We start from the raw sequence: 16,709 nt of genomic DNA on the forward strand, positions 1-16,709 counted from the left end.
CACTCGCTCCCCGTGAGGGGAGCACTGGGGGAGGCCGCCCGGACGGTCCGGACCGCGCTGGGCGTCGTCCTGGACGGTCTGCGGCTGCTGGTCGCGCACTGGCCGGTGCTGCTCGTGATCTTCCTGCTCGGCGCCGCGGTGCGCGAGCTGGTGCTCTGGGGCAGCTTCGAGCTGAGCAAGGAGCACCCCGTGCTCGCCTCGCTCACCGTCACCCTCGCCCCGCTGGCGACGCTGACCGCCTTCATCCTCATGCTGCGCGCGGTGCTGCCCTCGCTGCGCCACGTCGACGGCACCCCGGTGCGGGAGACGATGTCGCAGCGGCTGCGGGTGGTCTCCGGCGCCCTGATCCCGTTCCTGGCGATCTACGCCGCGCAGGGCTACCTGCGCGACGACATGCGCCGCTTCGTCAACGAGACCTTCGCCGACGAGTTCCTCTCGACCAACTGGTTCGCCGGCGAGACCGCCGACGCCCGGACCATCGGCACCGTCGAGACGCCGGTCCTGGTCGGCACGGTCGTGACGGCGCTCGTGCTGCGCTGGTTGCTGGACCGCCTCGACCTGCCGTCGCGCAACGTCGGCCTCGGCTTCCTGGCCGCGTGGCTGGAGGTCGTCTGGCTGGCCTTCGCCGCCAAGTCGCTGGCCAGCCAGTGGGACGACGCGCAGGACTGGCTGCTGCAGCGCCGGGCCGTCGACGGCCTCGCCGACGGGTGGGCGGCGCTCGCCGCGGCGCTCGGCCCGCTCGGCTCCCTGCTCGACACCCTCGGCGCCTGGGTCTGGGGCGTGCTCGGCGACGTCGACGCGCTCGTCGTGGTGCCGCTCGCCTGGATGGTCGTCGGCGCCGTCGTCTACGGCCGGCAGCTGGGCGAGCCGGCGCCGCCGCCCGCGGGCGCGGTGCCCGAGCGGGTGGCGCAGCGGCTGCGCGCCCTGGAGCAGCGCCGGGCGGTCGCGCGGGCGAGGGAGCGGCTGAGCCTGCTGCCGGAGTGGCTGCGCTCCTGGCTGGCCGAGCCGCTGGCCGACTTCACCTCGCGCTTCGCCACCCTGGGCACCGGGCTGCGCACGCTGGCCCGCGCCGGGCTGGTGCCGATGGTCACGCTCTGCCTGGTCTTCCTGCTCGCGCGGCAGTCCGAGCTGCTCGTCGCCGAGGGGCTGCGGGCCGTGCTGCCGCCGCTGGACGCCGATCTCATGGTCGCGCTGGCGCCCTACCTGTCGATCCTCTTCTCGGCGGTGAGCTCGGTGCTCGTGGTCTCGCTCGTCGCGGCCGCGGTCGACCGCTTCCTCGTCGTGGGCGGGACCGCGGAGGGCGCGGCGGTGAAGGACGGCCCCGTCGTCGACGCCCCGGCGGGGGCTCAGCCCTCGTCGGCCACCTCCAGCGGCACCGACACGTAGTCGGGCCGCTGCCAGCTCAGCCGCAGCTCGGCGGGCTCGACGTCCTCGGTGAGCCGCACCAGGACCGGCACCGTGTAGGTCTCCTCGCGCACCCAGGTGTCGTCGAAGAGCGTGTCGCTCGGCCGCGGCGGGGAGCAGGCGGTGAAGGGCAGCCCGTCGGCCCCGACCGTGGCCGAGCTGTAGCTCGTCGTGCGCCCGAGGGTGTCGACCACCTCGACGGAGCAGCCGGACGGGTCGTGCTCCACCGGGGCGGTGATGGTCAGGTCGGTCCGCCAGACGCGGGTGCCGTCGACCCACGGCACGAGGTGCATCATGCCGTCGGCGTCGGTCACGTCCGTGGCCTCGGTGGTCGCTCCGACCACGACCGTCGCGTCGAACGTCAGGGGCGTGCCCTCGAGGTCGGTGGTGCGCACGGTATGCCGCACCGGCTCGCCAACGGCGCCCACCGTGGCGTCGCGGAGCTGGGTCGGCCACCAGAAGTTGACCAGCCGCGAGGCGCCGGTGACCGCGACCAGGGTGAGCACGAACGGCAGGACCAGGAGGGCCAGACGGTTGCGCCGCCACCACGTGCCGCTCACGGGCGGCCCACCATGTCGAAGGGACGGATCTCCAGGGGCTCGTCGCCGGCCTGCTCGACGTGCGCCTCGGTGAGGCCGAGGTCGACCACCGCCCGGTCGTCGTAGCGGACGTCCTCCTGCGTGGCCAGTCGCAGCCGGGCACCCGGCAGCGCCTCGGGCGCCACCTCCAGGGCGACGCCGCAGGTCTGGGTGATCCCCGGCGGCGTGATGCGGCAGGTGTCCAGCAACGGGCGGGTGCGCCCCCACTCCCGGCCGTCGGCGCCGACGACCTCCCAGGTCGCCAGCCAGGCGTCGGCGTCGGTCGGGGTGAGCTGCACGTCGGCCACCAGCCAGAGACCGGGCGTGGTCAGCGTCGAGGAGGTGTCGGCCAGCGCGGTCCCCAGCTGGACGCGCGTCACGGACACCTCGGCGGTCCGCAGCGCGGCGGTCGCCCCGATGCCGACCTCGACGTCCCGCGGCTCGTTGAGGCGGTCGAAGGGGCGCGGCAGCTCGTCGCCGATCACCCGGCCCAGCGCGAGCGCGGCGAGGATGAAGGCGGTCGTGCCGAGCCGCCCGGTCCAGCGCCCGGTCATCGGCCGTCGCCGGTGCCGTAGAGGGGGGAGGAGGCGGTCTCGACGGGCACCGTGACCGTGGTCACGGGCGTGGGGTCGGCCCAGAGCATGGTGTCGTCGAGGGTGCTCTGCCGGTAGGTGCGGGCGTGGATCTCGACCGTGAGCGCCTCCGGCGCCGGTCCGGAGGCGGGCTGGTGGAGCACGACCCGGTGCTCCAGGCCGGGCCCCAGACCGACGAGGGTCTGGGGCTGCTCGTGGTCGGTGTAGACCTCGCTCCAGAGCGTGATGTCCGCCTGCGGTGAGCCGGTCACCGTGACGGGCTCGTCGAGGCCGGAGATCTCGAGCAGGCCGGTGGTGAGCTCGCGCGCGGGGAGCGTGCGGTCGGAGTCGTTGCGCACGGTGAGGAAGAGGAGCACGTGCTGGTCGTCGGCCTGCGCCGGATCGAGGCCGTCGTCGAGGGCCCAGAAGGGCGGCCCGAGGTCGGGTCCGGCGACGGCCCGCTCGACCGTGACGGTGAACGGCGCGGCCGCCACCTCCGTGCCCGGCTCGGTCGCCTCCGGGGCCTCCTCCTCGGCCGGGGCCCAGCCGCCGAACGGCCACGAGAGCAGGAGGAGGGAGCCGACCACGGCATACCCGCCCCGGGCCGGGCTCTTCGTCAGCCACGCCCGTGCCCCCGTGGTCGCCGCGCGCAGCGGCACCCTGACGTTCCTCCCCTTCGCCACGAGCAGGGAGCCTAACCGACCTGAGACACTGGGCCGCGTGCCCGAGCCGACCGTGATCACCTCCCCGGCCAACCCGCGCGTCAAGGCGCTGGGGACGCTGCGCCGCCGACGCGTCCGCGAGGAGCGTCGTCGCACCCTGGTCGAGGGCTACGAGGAGCTCGGGCTCGCGCTGGACGCCGGCGTGGTGCCCGAGGAGCTCTACTACTGCCCCGAGCTCATGGGCGAGCAGGCCCGCGCTGCCGGCCTGGTCGAGCGGGTGGGAGCGCTGGGCACCGAGGTCGTGCAGCTGTCGCGGGCGGCCTTCGAGAAGGCGGCCTACCGCGAGGGCCCGGACGGCTTCCTCGCCGTGGTCGCGACGGTCGACCGCCGCTGCGCCGACCTCGACGTGCCGGAGGGCGCCCTGCTGCTCGTCTGCCAGGGAGTGGAGAAGCCGGGCAACCTGGGCGCGATGCTGCGCACCGCGGACGCCGCCGGCGTCGACGCCGTGATCGCCGCCGACCCGGTCACCGACTGGGGCAACCCCAACACCGTGCGGGCCTCCAAGGGCACGGTCTTCTCGGTGCCGGTGGCCTCCGACGACACCGCCACCGTGGTGGCGTGGCTGGAGGAGCGGGGCATCGAGCTGGTGGCGACCACGCCCGACACCGACACCGAGCACACCGATCTCGACTACACCGGCGGCGTGGCGATCGCCGTCGGCACCGAGAAGACCGGCCTCACGGACGAGGTGCTCGACGGGGCCGGCCACCGGGTGCGGATCCCCATGGTGGGACGCGCCAACTCGCTCAACGTCGCGACCTCCGCCGCGATCGTCGTCTACGAGGCCGTCAGGCAGCGTCGCGCACGCTGACGACGGCGAGCGTGGTCCGTCGCGGTCACGGCACACCCCCGAGCACGACGAGACCCCTGCGGAGCGGCTCCGCAGGGGTCTCGGTCGGACGTCTCAGATGGTGACGCGGCCGTTCGGGGTCTCGAAGGTCACGTCGAAGAGGCAGGGCTCGTCGTCCTCGACGAAGCCGAACTCGACGGCCGTCTCGAAGGTCGGGTCGCGGCGCTCCAGGTCGGGCATGCCGAGCCAGGCGCGCACGACGGTCGGCTCGCCGCCGATGGTCAGGCCGACCAGCCTGGCCGCGCTGTCCGCCAGGCGCGAGGGGTGCTCGGCCGGGTCCGAGATCCACTTGATGAAGAAGGGCAGGTTGCCGTGGTTGATGACGTTCTTGACGCCGATCTGCAGCCACTGCAGCTGGTTGCCCTCCGGCGTGTGGCGGTTGCCCTCGACGGCCCCGCGGCCCAGGCGCTCCTCGACCGGCGCGAGGTCCTCGACCGCGACGACCCAGGCCATCCAGCCGCCGCCGCGGGCCGAGCGGGCCTTGACCGCCTGGCCGAAGGGCGCCTTGTCGGACGCCGGGTGGTCCAGCGCCTCGACGACCTCCAGGTAACGGTCGTCGGCGAGGGGCAGGATGACGTTGCGTGTGCCGAACCGGGGGTGGACCCCACCGTCGAAGGGGGTGACGCCGAGCTGCTCCCCGAGACGGGCAGCCGTGGCCTGCAACCCGTCCGGCCCTGCGGCATAGCTCACGTGGTCGATGCGCATGCCGTCATCGTGGCACACGGCCCGACGGCTCCCCACACCCCCCTGTGTGTGGGGTGGGGAGCCGTCCGTGCAAGGAGTGCCGCCGCCGGTCAGCGGCGTGCGTAGGCCTTGAGCCGCAGGCTGTTGAGCACGACCAGGACCGACGAGAGCGCCATGGCTCCACCGGCGATCATCGGCGTGAGCAGGCCGAACGCCGCGAGCGGGATCGCCAGCGTGTTGTAGCCGAACGCCCAGACGAGGTTCTGCTTGATGATGCGCAGCGTCTGCCGGGACAGCCCGATCGCGTCGGCGACCGCGTCGACGTCGGAGCGCATGAGCACGATGTCGGCCGACTCGGCCGCGACGTCGGTGCCCGAGCCCATCGCCATCCCGAGGTCGGCCTGCGCCAGCGCCGCGGCGTCGTTGACGCCGTCGCCGACCATCGCCACCACCCTGCCGCGCTGCTGGAGGGCGCGCACGTGGGCGTACTTGTCCTGCGGCAGGACGCCGGCGTCGACGTTGGCCTCCTCGATCCCGACCTTGCGGGCGACGGCGCGGGCCGTGTGCGCGTTGTCACCGGTCAGCAGGTATGGCGTGAGGCCGAGCTCGCGCAGCCGCGCCACGGCGGCGGCGCTGGAGGGCCGGGGGGTGTCCGCGACGGTGATCGCGGCCCGGGCGATGCCCTCCCAGCCGACCAGGACGGTCGTGCCGGTGCCCGCGTCGAGCGCGTCACGCAGCACCTGCGGCACCTCGTCGAAGAGGTTGGCCTTGCCGACGGTCACCGGCACGCCCTTGATCGCGGCGCGGGCGCCCTGGCCGGGCAGGTTGGTGAAGTCGGTGATCGGGCTGGGCTCCACGCCCCGCGCGGCGGCTCCCTCCACGATCGCCCGGGCGACGGGGTGCTCGCTGCCGGACTCCACGCTCGCCGCGGCCTTGAGGGCGGCGTCCTCGGGGAGGGCGCCGGCGGTGACCACCTCGGTCAGCACCGGGCGGCCGGTGGTGAGCGTGCCCGTCTTGTCGAGCACGACGGTGTCGACCCGGCGGGTGGACTCCAGGATCTGCGGACCCTTGATGAGGATGCCCAGCTGGGCGCCGCGACCGGTGCCGGTGAGCAGGGCCGTCGGGGTGGCCAGGCCCAGCGCGCACGGGCAGGCGATGATGAGCACCGCCACGGCGGGGGCCAGGGCCTCGGCGAAGGAGTGGCCGGTCAGCAGCCACAGCAGGAGGGTGACGAGCGCGACCACGAGGACCGCGGGGACGAAGACCGCCGAGATCCGGTCGGCCAGGCGCTGGACCGGGGCCTTGCCGGTCTGCGCCTGCTCGACGAGCTCGGTCATGCGCGCGAGGGTCGTCTCGCGGCCGACCCGAGTGGCCTCGACGACCAGCCGGCCGTGGCCGTTGACCGTCGCCCCGGTGACGGTGTCGCCCGGGCCGACCTCGACGGGCATCGACTCGCCGGTCACCATGCTGGTGTCGACGGTGCTGGTGCCGTCGACGACGCGGCCGTCCGTGGCGATCTTCTCGCCGGGGCGCACGACGAAGCGCGTGCCGACCTCGAGGTCCTCGACGGGCACCCGGACCTCTCTCCAGGCCCCGCTGGGGGCGTCGTGGCGCAGCACCGCGACGTCCTTGGCCCCGAGCTCGAGCAAGGACCGGAGCGCCGAGCGGCCCTGGGCCTTGGCCCGGGACTCGATGTAGCGGCCGATGAGCAGGAAGGCGGTGACGACGGCGACGACCTCGAAGTAGACGTCGTGGCTGAAGCCGGTGAACAGTGCCACGACCGACCAGCCCATCGCCGCCGTCGTGCCGACCGAGACGAGGGTGTCCATCGTCGAGGCCAGGTGGCGGGCGTTGACGGCCGCGGCCCGGTGGAAGGGCCAGGCCGCCCACAGGTAGACGGGCAGCGTGAGGAGCAGCTGCAGCCACATGCCCGTCATCCCCAGGGCCTCCTCGATCGGGGGGACCATGTGGATGACGGCGACGAGGGCCGCGAGCGCCGAGGCCACGACCATCCGCCGGCGGAGGGAGTCGCCGGTGACGACGTCGTGCGTCATGACCGGGCCCGAGCCCCCGCGGTGCTGCTCGATCGGGGTGGCGCCGTAGCCGGTCTTCTCGACGGTCGCGACGATGTCGGTCACGCTCAGCGCCGACGGGAAGGTCACGCTGGCCTTCTCCGTGGCGAGGTTGACGCTCGCCTCGACACCGTCGAGCTTGTTGAGCTTGCGCTCGATCCGTGCCGAGCAGGAGGCGCACGTCATACCGGTGATGGCCAGGTCCACGTGCTGCGTCTGCGTGTCGGGGGGAGTGGTGGTGCGGGTGCTCATGGGCCCTTCCTGGCGACCTGGTGGTGCTGGGGTGGGTGAGGTGCCGCGGCGAGCGTCTCGTGCTGACGGTGACGCCCGCCGCGGCGGGTGGGTCAGACGGAGGCGGTGTAGCCGGCCTCCTCCACGGCCGCGCGGGCGGCGGGGAGGTCCAGCGGGCCGTCGGACTCGACGAAGACGTCGGTGTCGCCACCCTTGACGAGCTCGCCGACGCGCACGTCGAGGACGCCGTCGACGCCCTTGAGCTCCTCGGTCACCGAGGCGACGCAGTGGCCGCAGGTCATGCCGGTGACGACGATCTTGGTGGTCTGGTTCTGCACCGGGGTGTCGGCGTTGTCGCTCATGGGGGTGCCTCCTGTGGTGGGGTGTGCCGCGCGGTGCGGCCGGTCAGCTGCGCACGAGACGGGCGATGGCGTCGGCGGCCTCGCGGACCTTGGCGTCCTTGGCCTCCTCCGACTCCGCCGCAGCCTCGACGACGCAGTGGCTGATGTGGTCCTCGAGCAGACCGAGGCTCACCGCCTGCAGGGCCTTCGTGACCGCGCTCACCTGGGTGAGCACGTCGATGCAGTAGGTGTCCTCCTCGACCATACGCGCGATCCCGCGCACCTGGCCCTCGATGCGGCGCAGCCGCTTGAGGTAGGCGTCCTTGGACCCGGTGTAGCCGTTCACAGCCATGCCAACACCATACCCCCCGAGGGTATTCCTGGAGGCCGGCTCCGGCACCTCGGGTCAGGGCGCGAACTCGCAGAACGTCTCGTAGTGGTCGTCGGTGTAGTACCAGACCTCGGGGTCGCGGGCGTCGCCGCCGGTGATGATCCGTCGGGCGCCGCGGTGGTGCAGGCCGGGGGTCTCGACGGTGTACTCGCGGTAGTAGCCGCGGCGCTCGTCGGGCAGGTAGCCCTCGTAGTTGCCGAAGGTCGAGCCGTCCTTGCCAGGGTAGGCGAACGGGCCGCCGTCCTCGACGTCGTCGGCGACCTCGTCCAGCTCGGGCGGGAGGATGCTGTCGCGGCAGGCGTCGATGCCGTCCCAGTCGCGGGTGTCGGTGCCGGTGGGCCCGGTGTCGGCGACGGACGGTGTCGGCGTGGGGCTCGGCGACGGTGTTGCGCTCGGCCGCGAGGGTGGCGGCGAGGGCTTCGGCACCGCCGAGGTGGCGGGGGCCGAGGACGCCGACGGTGTGGCGCTCGGGAAGGTGGCGAACGTGCTCGGCGGGGCGGTCTCCCCGGCGGGAGCCCCCGCCGTGCCGTCCTCCGACCCGCCCGCCATCGTCCGCACCACCAGCCAGACGACGGCCGCGAGGCAGATCAGCGCGAGGACGAGAGACCCGCGTCCTGCGCGCTTCATCGGAGCTCGTCCTTCGGCCGGCCGAGCCGCGCCTCGCCGAAGGCCACGACCGTCAGGTCGTCGGCGTCGTCGAGGATCTCGGCGAGCAGCCACCACGAGCGGCCCTCGGCGACGGCCAGCCGCTCGGCGTCCTGCCAGAGCAGGGCCACCTGCGAGGTGCCCCAGATGTCCGGCAGGTCGCGCAGCGAGTCGACCATCGCGTCGAGGTTGCCGGCCGCGGTCGCGGGCAGGCGCAGGGCGCGGGCGATCTCCGCCTGCGACGCGCGCAGCCCGCCCTCGAGGGGGGTGACGGCGGAGGCCACGGCATACCCCCGCTCGAGGAGCCAGGCGGTGACCGGCTCGAGCTGGTCGGCGGGCAGCAGGTGCATCAGCGGGTCAGGTGGTCCACGAGCTGTGCCGCGATGCCGGTGTAGCCGGCGGGGGTGAGAGCGACGAGACGCTCCTCCTCCTCGGCCGGCAGCCCCAGCCCGCGCACGAACTCCACGAGCTCGGCCTGGCCGATGCGGCGGCCGCGGGTGAGCTCCTTGAGCCGCTCGTAGGGGTTGGTCATGCCCTCCACGCCGCGGGCGGCCAGCGCGCGCATCACCGACTGGATCGGCTCGGCGAGCACCTCCCAGTTGGCGTCGAGGTCGGCGGCCATCGCCTCGGGCACGGCGTCGAGGCCGGCGAGACCGCGCGAGGCGTTGTCGAGCGCCAGCAGGCTGTGGCCCAGCGCGGTGCCGATGTTGCGCTGCATCGAGGAGTCGGTGAGGTCGCGCTGCAGACGGCTGTTGACGAGGGTCGAGGCGAGGACGTCGAGGAGGGCGTTGGAGACCTCCAGGTTGGCCTCGGCGTTCTCGAAGCGGATCGGGTTGACCTTGTGCGGCATCGTGCTGGAGCCGACCGTGCCCTGCCCGCGGACCTGGGCGAAGTAGCCCATCGAGATGTAGGTCCACACGTCGGTGCAGAGGTTGTGCAGGATGCGGTTGAAGCGCGCGACGTCGCTGTAGAGCTCGGCCTGCCAGTCGTGGCTCTCGATCTGCGTCGTCAGCGGGTTCCAGGTCAGGCCCAGGTGCTCGACGAACGTGCGGCTGACCTCCTGCCAGTCCGCGCCGGGCACCGCCTCGACGTGGGCGCCGTAGGTGCCGGTCGCGCCGTTGAGCTTGCCCAGGTAGGTCGTGCCGCTCACCCGCTCCAGCTGGCGCCGCAGCCGCCAGGCCAGCACGGCGAGCTCCTTGCCCATGGTCGTCGGCGTCGCCGGCTGGCCGTGGGTGTGCGCCAACAGTGGCACCTCGCGCAGGTCGTGCGCCATGCCGACGAGCTGGTCGACGAGGTTGACGGCCCTCGGCAGCCAGACCTGGGTGATCGCGCCCTGGACCATGAGGGCGTAGGAGGTGTTGTTGATGTCCTCGCTGGTGCAGGCGAAGTGGACGAGCTCGGACAACGATGTCGCCCGCGCGGGGTCGTTGCTGCCGACGATGCCGACGAGGCGGCGGCGCAGGTAGTACTCGATCGCCTTGACGTCGTGGACGGTCTCGGCCTCGATCTCCTTGAGCTCGGCGATCGCGGCGGCGTCGAAGTCGGTGACGAGCGCGCGCAGCGCCTCCTGCTCGGACGCCGACAGCGTGTCGGCCCCGGGGACGACCTCCTGGGTCGTCAGGTGGATCAGCCACTCGACCTCGACGTGCAGGCGGGCCCGGTTGAGGGCGGCCTCCGACAGGTGGTCGACCAGCGGGGCGACGGCGCCGCGGTAGCGGCCGTCGAGCGCGCCGAGGGCGATCGCCGGGTCGAGCTCGGACAGGGGCGTGCGGGCGGCAGGCAGCGGCATGACCCCTATTGTCGCAGCGCCCGCGCCGGCCGGTGCGTCAGCGTCCGGCGTCGGGGTCGATCTCGTCGGCCTTGAGGTAGTCGTCCGTCACCCGGTCGCGGTGCTGGCGGGCGATGTCGGTCGCCTCGTCGGCCTGGGCACGCAGCTGCTCGGCACGCTCCTCGGCCTCCCGGGCCTTGCCCTGCAGCTCGCGGGCGCGGTCCTCGGTGCCCTCGACGTAGCGCTCACCGCCGCTCGCGCGGTCGCGCAGCTCGGCGGCCTGCGCACGGGCGGCCTCCATCTTTTTGCGGCGCTGCGCGGCCAGCACGGCCACGACGATCACCAGCAGCACCACGACGGCGCCGATCACCCACCACGTCCAGGGTTCCATGCCGACCTCCTCGGTCTTGGGCGTTGCCGCCAACCTAGGGCCGACCGGGCCGGCGCACCACCGCTGTCGCCCCCTGCGGGTGCACCAGGGGTATGCCGTTCAGCCCGCCGTGGTCTCCACGACTGCCGCCCGCGACAGGTCGACGGCGTCCCAGCCGGCGAGGTCGCCCTCGCGGTGGCTGACGAGCACGTGGGTCCGGCGGCGCCCGGCGTCGGCGGCGAGGAGGCCGCCGAGCGCCCGCTCCGCGGTGGCGTCGTCGAGGTGGGCGGCCGGTTCGTCGAGGAGCACGACCGGCCGCCCCGAGAGCAGCGCCCGGGCCAGCGAGAGGCGTGCCCGCTCGCCGCCGGACAGGCCGGTGAGCAGGGTGTCGAGGCCCTCCGGCAGGGTGGAGAACCAGTAGCCGAGGTCGACCGCCCGCAGCGCCGCGACGATCTCCTCGTCGGTCGCGTCGGGGCGGGCCAGGACCAGGTTGGCGCGGACCGAGCCGGCGAAGGCGTGCGGCTCGTCGTCGACCACGGCGACCAGCTCGCGGGTCGCGTCGAGGTCGAGGTCGGTGGCGTCGGCGTCGTCCAGCAGGTAGCGGCCGGTCGCCGGGTCGAGGTGCCGCGCCAGCACGGCCAGCGCGGTCGACTTGCCGATGCCGTTGGGGCCGGTCAGGGCGACGCGGCTGCCGGGGGCCAGCGTGAGGTCCAGCGGAGCCAGGTCCAGCGCGCCCGCCCCGTCGGGACGCCACGTGGCTCCGACGCCCTCGAGGGTCAGCTCGGGGGTGGCGGCGACGGCGGGCCGGTCGGTGCCGTTGTCGGCCACGGCGGGGGACTGGCCGAGGACCGCCTCGAGCCGGGCGGCCGCCGCACGGGCGCGGGCCTTGGCGCCGGCGATCTCCGGGACGCCCGCCCAGGTGTCGGCGAGGGCGACGGGCACGAGGGCGACGAGCGCGGCGTAGGGGCCGGTCACCACGCCCGCCGCGTGCGCCTGCCAGGCCAGGACGGCGACCGTCGCGGTCGTGGCGGCCACGACCAGCCAGGTCCCGACGATGCCGAGGGCCCGGGCCCGCACGAGGCGGGCCTCGGCACGGCGCTGGACCTGCTCGGCCTCGAGGACGCCGTCGAGCAGGAGGCTGCTGCCGCCGTGCAGGCCGGTCACCGCCTGCACCGGCAGCAGCCGGGAGGTGAGCGCGGTGACCCGGTGCTGCAGCTCGCCCCGGGCGTCGACGGCCGCCTGCTGGGAGGCCCGCTCCACGGCATACCCCACCGCGGCGAGGAGCAGGACGAGCAGGGCGCCGCCGGCGACGACCGCACCGGCGAGGGGGAGGTGCCAGGCGGCCAGGAGGGCACCGACGACGGAGGCGATCGCGGCCGACCAGCTGGGAACGGTGGCCCGGACCTGCTCGTCCACGACGTCGTCGAGGTCGCGCACGACGGTGGTGAGCAGCTCGCCGCGGCTGCGCCGGCCGAGGCGGGCGGGGGTGAGGGGGATCAGTCGGGCGAAGACGTCGGCGCGGCGCTCGGCGAGGTTCTCGAGCGCGACGTGGTGGGAGACCACGCGCTCGGCGTAGCGCAGGACCGGGCGGAAGATGCCGAACGCGCGGACGCCGACGATCGCGACCATGAGCGTGAGGATCACCGGGCGGGTCGACGCCTGGACGATCAGCCACCCCGAGGTGGCGGTGAGCGCGACACCGCAGGCCACCGACGCCCCGCCGAGCAGGCTGGCGAGGTGGAGCCCGACCCGACCGCCCGGGACGGGGACCGGCTCGACGTGGCCGGGGAGCGGCGCGGCCGGGTCGTGGCCCGGAGTCGTGACCTCGGGCACGAGGGTCGGGGTCGCCGCGGCCTCCGGCTGGGGGACGGGCTCGAGGTGCCAGGAGTCGTCGGCCAGGGCGGCCAGGACGGGGTCGTGCGTGACGACGACGACCCGGCGGGTCGCGGCCAGGTGGAGGATCGTCTCGTGCAGCGTCGGCACCGACGCGGCGGCGACGTTGGCGGTCGGCTCGTCGAGGAGCACCAACGGGGCGTCGCCGAGCACGGCGCGCGCCAGGGCCAGCCGGGCCCGCTGTCCCGCGGACAGGCCGAATCCGTCGTCGCCGAGCGGGGTGTCCAGGCCCTCGCGCGAGGCGAGCTGCGGCCACAGGCCGACCTGCTCGAGGGCCTCGACCATCGCGGCGTCGTCGGTCGTCCCGACGAGGGCGAGGTTGTCGCGGACGGTCCCGGGCAGGATCACCGGGCGCTGGGCCGCGAGGTGGGCGCCGGGGGCGGTCACGGTGCCGGTCGAGGGGGTGCGCAGGCCGGCGAGCAGCTCCAGGACCGTGGTCTTGCCGGCGCCGGAGGGGCCGGTCAGGGCGGTCAGCCCGGGGGAGGCCGGGGTCGCGAGGGTGACGTCCTCGAGGGTCCGGGCGCGGCCGGGGTGGGCGTAGCAGACGCCGGTCAGGCCGATCCGTGCCGACGACGCGCCCGCCGGGACCGGCTCGAGCGTGCACGTGCTCGCTGCGGCCGACGAGGCCGGGCGTGTCTCCGGGACGGACGCCGCGGCCGCCGGCACCAGCACGCCCTCCTCCTTCAACGCCTCGAGCGTCGTCGCGCCGTCGGCGGCGTTGTGGAACTCCGCGCCCACGCGCCGCACCGGCCAGTACGCCTCCGGCGCCAGCAGGATCGCGGCCAGCCCGACGACCAGGTCCATCGCGCCGTAGGCGAGCCGCAGGCCGACCGCCACCGCGACCATCGCCACCGAGATCGTCGCCAGCAGCTCGAGCGCGGCGGTCGACAGGAAGGCCGTGCGCAGCGTGCGGACGGTCGCCTCGCGGTGGCGCTCGCCGACCTCGCGGACGACGCCGACCTGCGCCCTGGCCCGACCGTAGGTCACCAGGGTCGGCAGGCCGCGCACGACGTCGAGGAAGTGACCGGCCAGCAGGGCCATCGCGCCCCAGCGGCGCTCGGTCTGGTCCTGGGTGTGCATGCCGATGAGCGCGGCGAAGACCGGCAGCAGCGGCAGCGTGAGCACGACGACGAGCGCGCTCCACGGGTCGACGAGCAGCAGCGTGAGCACCGCCAGCGCCGGCACCACGCCGCCGCTGACGAGGGCGGGGAGGTAGCGCGCGACGTAGGCCTCGACGGCCGAGATGCCCTCGGTGGCCCGGGCGACGGCGACGTCCTGCTCCGGTCGGCCCTCGACGGGGCGACGCAGCCAGTGCCGCAGCGTGGCCGCCCGCACCTCCTCGGCGACCTGCAGCCCGGCGCGCCGGGCGACGAGCTCGGTCGTCCCCGCCAGCACGCCGCGCAGGGCGAGCGTGCCGACGAGGAGGGCGAGGACCGGTGACAGCTCCTCGCCCGAGACGACCCGGGAGACGAGGACCGCCAGCAGGAGCGCCTGGCAGATCGCGACCCCGCCCGAGACCACGCCCACCACCGACAGCAGGGCCACCGGGCCCCGGGTGGCGGGCAGGGCGCGGATGAGAGCGGGGTCGAACGGTCGCATCAGGCCGTCGTGCGGTCGCGGGTCTCCGCGGTCGCCGCGGCGTGGTGCACGTCGGTGGGGATGTGGTGCCCGGAGATCCGCTTGCGGAAGGTCCAGTAGGTCCAGGACTGGTAGAGCAGCACGATCGGGGTGAAGACCACCGCGACCCACGTCATGATCCCGAGCGTCTTCTGCGAGGACGAGGCGTTCTCGATCGTCAGCGACCAGGCGGGGTCGAGCGTGGACGGCATGACGTCGGGGAAGAGCGCGACGAAGAGCGAGGCGGTGGCCAGCGCGATCGCGACGAACGTGCCGGTGAAGCCCCAGCCCTCACGACCGCCGCGGGCGGCCACCAGGCCGCCGACCAGCGCGGCGGCGGCCAGGCCGGCGAGCACCCAGGAGAGGGCGTTGCCGGTCGAGCCGTGCATCACGGCGAGCCAGACGACGGCCAGCCCGGCCGCGACGACGCCGAGCCGGAGCGCCAGCGCCCTGGCGTCGTGGCGCAGCCGCCCGTCGGTCTTCAGCGCGATGAAGAGCCCGCCGTGGGTGAGGAAGAGCGTCAGCGTCACCAGGCCGCCGAGCAGCGCGACCGGGTTGAGCAGGTTCCAGAAGCCGCCGACGTACTCCATCTCGGCGTCGATCGGCACGCCGCGCACGATGTTGGTGAAGGCGACGCCCCACAGCAGCGCGGGCAGCGCCGAGCCGGCGATGATCATCCAGTCCATGCGCTGCCGCCAGACGGCGGAGTCGACCTTGCCGCGGTACTCCAGGCCAACGCCGCGCAGGATCAGCGCGAGCAGGATGAGCAGCAGCGGCAGGTAGAAGCCGGAGAACAGGGTGGCGTACCAGTGCGGGAAGGCCGCGAAGGTCGCGCCGCCCGCGGTGAGCAGCCAGACCTCGTTGCCGTCCCAGAACGGGCCGATCGAGCCGAGCATCTGGCGGCGGCGGGTCTCGGCGGGCGCGCCGTCCGCGCCGTCCCTGCCGAGGACGGGCAGCAGCGAGCCGACGCCGTAGTCGAAGCCCTCGAGGACGAAGTAGCCGATCCACAGCACGGCGATGAGGGCGAACCAGAGGGTGGGCAGATCCATGGGTCAATTCCTTAGAGTTCGTGCCGGCGGGCTCAGTAGGTGAAGACGAACGCGTCGTCCTCGGAGCGGGTCGCGGGGTCGTAGGACGCGTCCTCGGGGACCTGCTCGGCCCCGGCGCGCCCGTAGCGCAGCGTCAGCATGACCATGACGACCGCCAGGGCGCCGTAGACGAGGGTGAACAGGACCATCGAGGTGAGCACCTCGCCGGCGGTGGTGCCGGGGGAGACGCCGGTCTGGGTGGTCATCAGGCCCATGACGAGCCAGGGCTGGCGGCCCATCTCGGTGAAGATCCAGCCGAAGCTGTTGGCCAGCAGCGGCAGGAAGAGCACCACCGCACCGGCGCGGGCCCACCAGACGTTCCCCTCGAGGCGGGTCTCGCCCGACTCGTCACCCTTGCCGCGCAGCGCCCAGAGCACGGCGGCGGCGATCGCCATACCCACGAAGCCCAGGCCCATCATGAGGCGGAAGCTCCAGTAGGTGACCGGCACGACCGGGCGGTAGTCGTCGACGGCGGTGAGCTCGGAGCCGGCGTAGGTGAGCTGGTAGCGCTCCTGGATGTGGTCGATGCCCTCGACCGCGCCCTCGAGCGAGCCGGTCGCCAGGTAGGAGAGCAGCTTGGGCACGGTGACCGCCCAGATCTCCTCGCTGCCGTCGAGCGTGCCCACGGTGATGATCGAGAAGGGCGCGCCGACGCCCTCGGGGACGTCCTCGTAGAGGCCCTCGGCCGCGGCCATCTTCATCGGCTGCACCTCGGTCATGACCTTGCCCTGGAAGTCGCCGGAGACGATGACGGCGAGCGAGGCCAGAAGGACGGTCCAGGCGCCGACCTTGGCGGCGCGGCGGTACATCGGCTTGTCCGACTGCGCGGTGCCCTGGCGCCACAGGTGCCAGATGGCGAAGGCGAGCACGAAGGCGCCGCCGGTCATGTAGGCCGCGCTCAGCACGTGCGGGAAGGTGACCAGCTGGACCGGGTTGGTCAGCACCGCGACGAAGTCGGTCAGCTCGGCGCGGCCGTTGGCCTCGTTGAGGGTGTAGCCGACGGGGTTCTGCATGAAGGAGTTGGCGGCCAGGATGAAGTAGGCCGAGAGCACCGTGCCGATGTGGACCAGCCAGATGAAGGAGGCGTGCAGCTTCTCCGGGATCCGGCCCCAGCCGAAGAGCCACAGTCCCAGGAAGGTCGACTCGAGGAAGAACGCCAGCAGCGCCTCGATCGCCAGCGGGGCGCCGAAGATGTCACCGACGAAGCGGGAGTAGTCCGACCAGTTCATCCCGAACTGGAACTCCTGCACGATGCCGGTGACCAGGCCGAGGGCGAAGTTGATGGTGAAGAGCTTGCCGAAGAACTTCGTCAGCCGCAGCCACTGCGGGTTGCGGGTGCGCATCCACACCGTCTGCATGACGGCGACGAGCAACGACAGGCCGATCGTGATCGGCACGAAGAAGAAGTGGTAGACGGTCGTGATGCCGAACTGCCACCGTGCAAGGTCCAACGGGTCCACGGACGACTCCTACGGAACGGGAC

16 protein-coding genes are annotated in these 16,709 nt (G+C 73.7%); 2 read left to right on the forward strand and 14 right to left on the reverse strand.

Going from position 1 to position 16,709, the window contains the following annotated elements:
* Window positions 1-12 precede the first annotated feature (12 nt).
* Window positions 13-1,386, forward strand: coding sequence for a hypothetical protein (locus FB476_RS01100; RefSeq protein ID WP_141817148.1), 1,374 nt, complete (start codon window positions 13-15; stop codon window positions 1,384-1,386).
* Here FB476_RS01100 and FB476_RS01105 read toward each other — a convergent pair.
* From FB476_RS01105 to FB476_RS16795, 3 genes are read right to left on the reverse strand one after another with little or no spacing between them, the layout of a single operon-like run.
* Complete coding sequence (locus FB476_RS01105) at window positions 1,347-1,964, reverse strand: hypothetical protein (protein ID WP_141817149.1); 618 nt, start codon at window positions 1,962-1,964, stop codon at window positions 1,347-1,349. The genes FB476_RS01100 and FB476_RS01105 overlap by 40 nt on opposite strands.
* On the reverse strand, window positions 1,961-2,536 hold the full coding sequence (locus FB476_RS01110) for a hypothetical protein (protein ID WP_141817150.1): 576 nt from the start codon (window positions 2,534-2,536) through the stop codon (window positions 1,961-1,963). Before FB476_RS01110 ends, FB476_RS01105 begins: the two co-directional genes overlap by 4 nt.
* Window positions 2,533-3,237 (reverse strand): hypothetical protein, encoded by a 705-nt coding sequence (locus FB476_RS16795; RefSeq protein WP_170233465.1) that lies wholly within the window; start codon window positions 3,235-3,237, stop codon window positions 2,533-2,535. Before FB476_RS16795 ends, FB476_RS01110 begins: the two co-directional genes overlap by 4 nt.
* 37 nt (window positions 3,238-3,274) lie before the next feature.
* Between FB476_RS16795 and FB476_RS16800 the strand changes: the two genes are divergently transcribed.
* Window positions 3,275-4,087 (forward strand): TrmH family RNA methyltransferase, encoded by an 813-nt coding sequence (locus tag FB476_RS16800; RefSeq protein WP_238329496.1) that lies wholly within the window; start codon window positions 3,275-3,277, stop codon window positions 4,085-4,087.
* Between the two features lie 93 nt (window positions 4,088-4,180).
* Here FB476_RS16800 and FB476_RS01125 read toward each other — a convergent pair whose 3' ends face one another.
* The 11 genes from FB476_RS01125 to FB476_RS01175 form a co-directional block, all read right to left on the reverse strand.
* Window positions 4,181-4,831: a VOC family protein gene (locus FB476_RS01125; protein WP_141817152.1), complete on the reverse strand. Its 651-nt coding sequence runs from the start codon at window positions 4,829-4,831 to the stop codon at window positions 4,181-4,183.
* Window positions 4,832-4,920: 89 nt separating this feature from the next.
* Window positions 4,921-7,134 (reverse strand): heavy metal translocating P-type ATPase, encoded by a 2,214-nt coding sequence (locus FB476_RS01130; RefSeq protein ID WP_141817153.1) that lies wholly within the window; start codon window positions 7,132-7,134, stop codon window positions 4,921-4,923.
* Between the two features lie 92 nt (window positions 7,135-7,226).
* A complete protein-coding gene (locus FB476_RS01135) occupies window positions 7,227-7,475 on the reverse strand; it encodes a heavy-metal-associated domain-containing protein (protein ID WP_141817154.1) in 249 nt (82 codons plus the stop codon).
* 43 nt (window positions 7,476-7,518) lie between these two features.
* Entirely contained in the window at window positions 7,519-7,800 is a 282-nt protein-coding gene (locus FB476_RS01140; protein ID WP_141819694.1) for a metal-sensitive transcriptional regulator, read from the reverse strand.
* Between the two features lie 60 nt (window positions 7,801-7,860).
* On the reverse strand, window positions 7,861-8,472 hold the full coding sequence (locus tag FB476_RS01145; RefSeq protein ID WP_238329497.1) for a guanyl-specific ribonuclease: 612 nt from the start codon (window positions 8,470-8,472) through the stop codon (window positions 7,861-7,863).
* Complete coding sequence (locus FB476_RS01150; RefSeq protein ID WP_141817155.1) at window positions 8,469-8,840, reverse strand: barstar family protein; 372 nt, start codon at window positions 8,838-8,840, stop codon at window positions 8,469-8,471. The genes FB476_RS01145 and FB476_RS01150 overlap by 4 nt, the downstream gene beginning before the upstream one ends.
* Window positions 8,840-10,279, reverse strand: coding sequence for an adenylosuccinate lyase (gene purB / locus FB476_RS01155; RefSeq protein WP_141817156.1), 1,440 nt, complete (start codon window positions 10,277-10,279; stop codon window positions 8,840-8,842). Before purB ends, FB476_RS01150 begins: the two co-directional genes overlap by 1 nt.
* Before the next feature lie 37 nt (window positions 10,280-10,316).
* The gene (locus tag FB476_RS01160; protein ID WP_141817157.1) at window positions 10,317-10,649 is read right to left on the reverse strand and encodes a hypothetical protein; all 333 of its coding nucleotides are present in this window, start codon (window positions 10,647-10,649) and stop codon (window positions 10,317-10,319) included.
* 99 nt (window positions 10,650-10,748) lie between these two features.
* On the reverse strand, window positions 10,749-14,120 hold the full coding sequence (cydC, locus tag FB476_RS16805) for a thiol reductant ABC exporter subunit CydC (protein WP_141817158.1): 3,372 nt from the start codon (window positions 14,118-14,120) through the stop codon (window positions 10,749-10,751).
* Window positions 14,120-15,187, reverse strand: coding sequence for a cytochrome d ubiquinol oxidase subunit II (gene cydB / locus FB476_RS01170; protein ID WP_141817159.1), 1,068 nt, complete (start codon window positions 15,185-15,187; stop codon window positions 14,120-14,122). The genes cydC and cydB overlap by 1 nt, the downstream gene beginning before the upstream one ends.
* A 32-nt stretch (window positions 15,188-15,219) precedes the next feature.
* Entirely contained in the window at window positions 15,220-16,686 is a 1,467-nt protein-coding gene (locus tag FB476_RS01175; RefSeq protein WP_141817160.1) for a cytochrome ubiquinol oxidase subunit I, read from the reverse strand.
* Window positions 16,687-16,709: the final 23 nt, after the last annotated feature.

The organism is Ornithinimicrobium humiphilum, assembly GCF_006716885.1.
GTDB lineage: Bacteria > Actinomycetota > Actinomycetes > Actinomycetales > Dermatophilaceae > Ornithinicoccus > Ornithinicoccus humiphilus.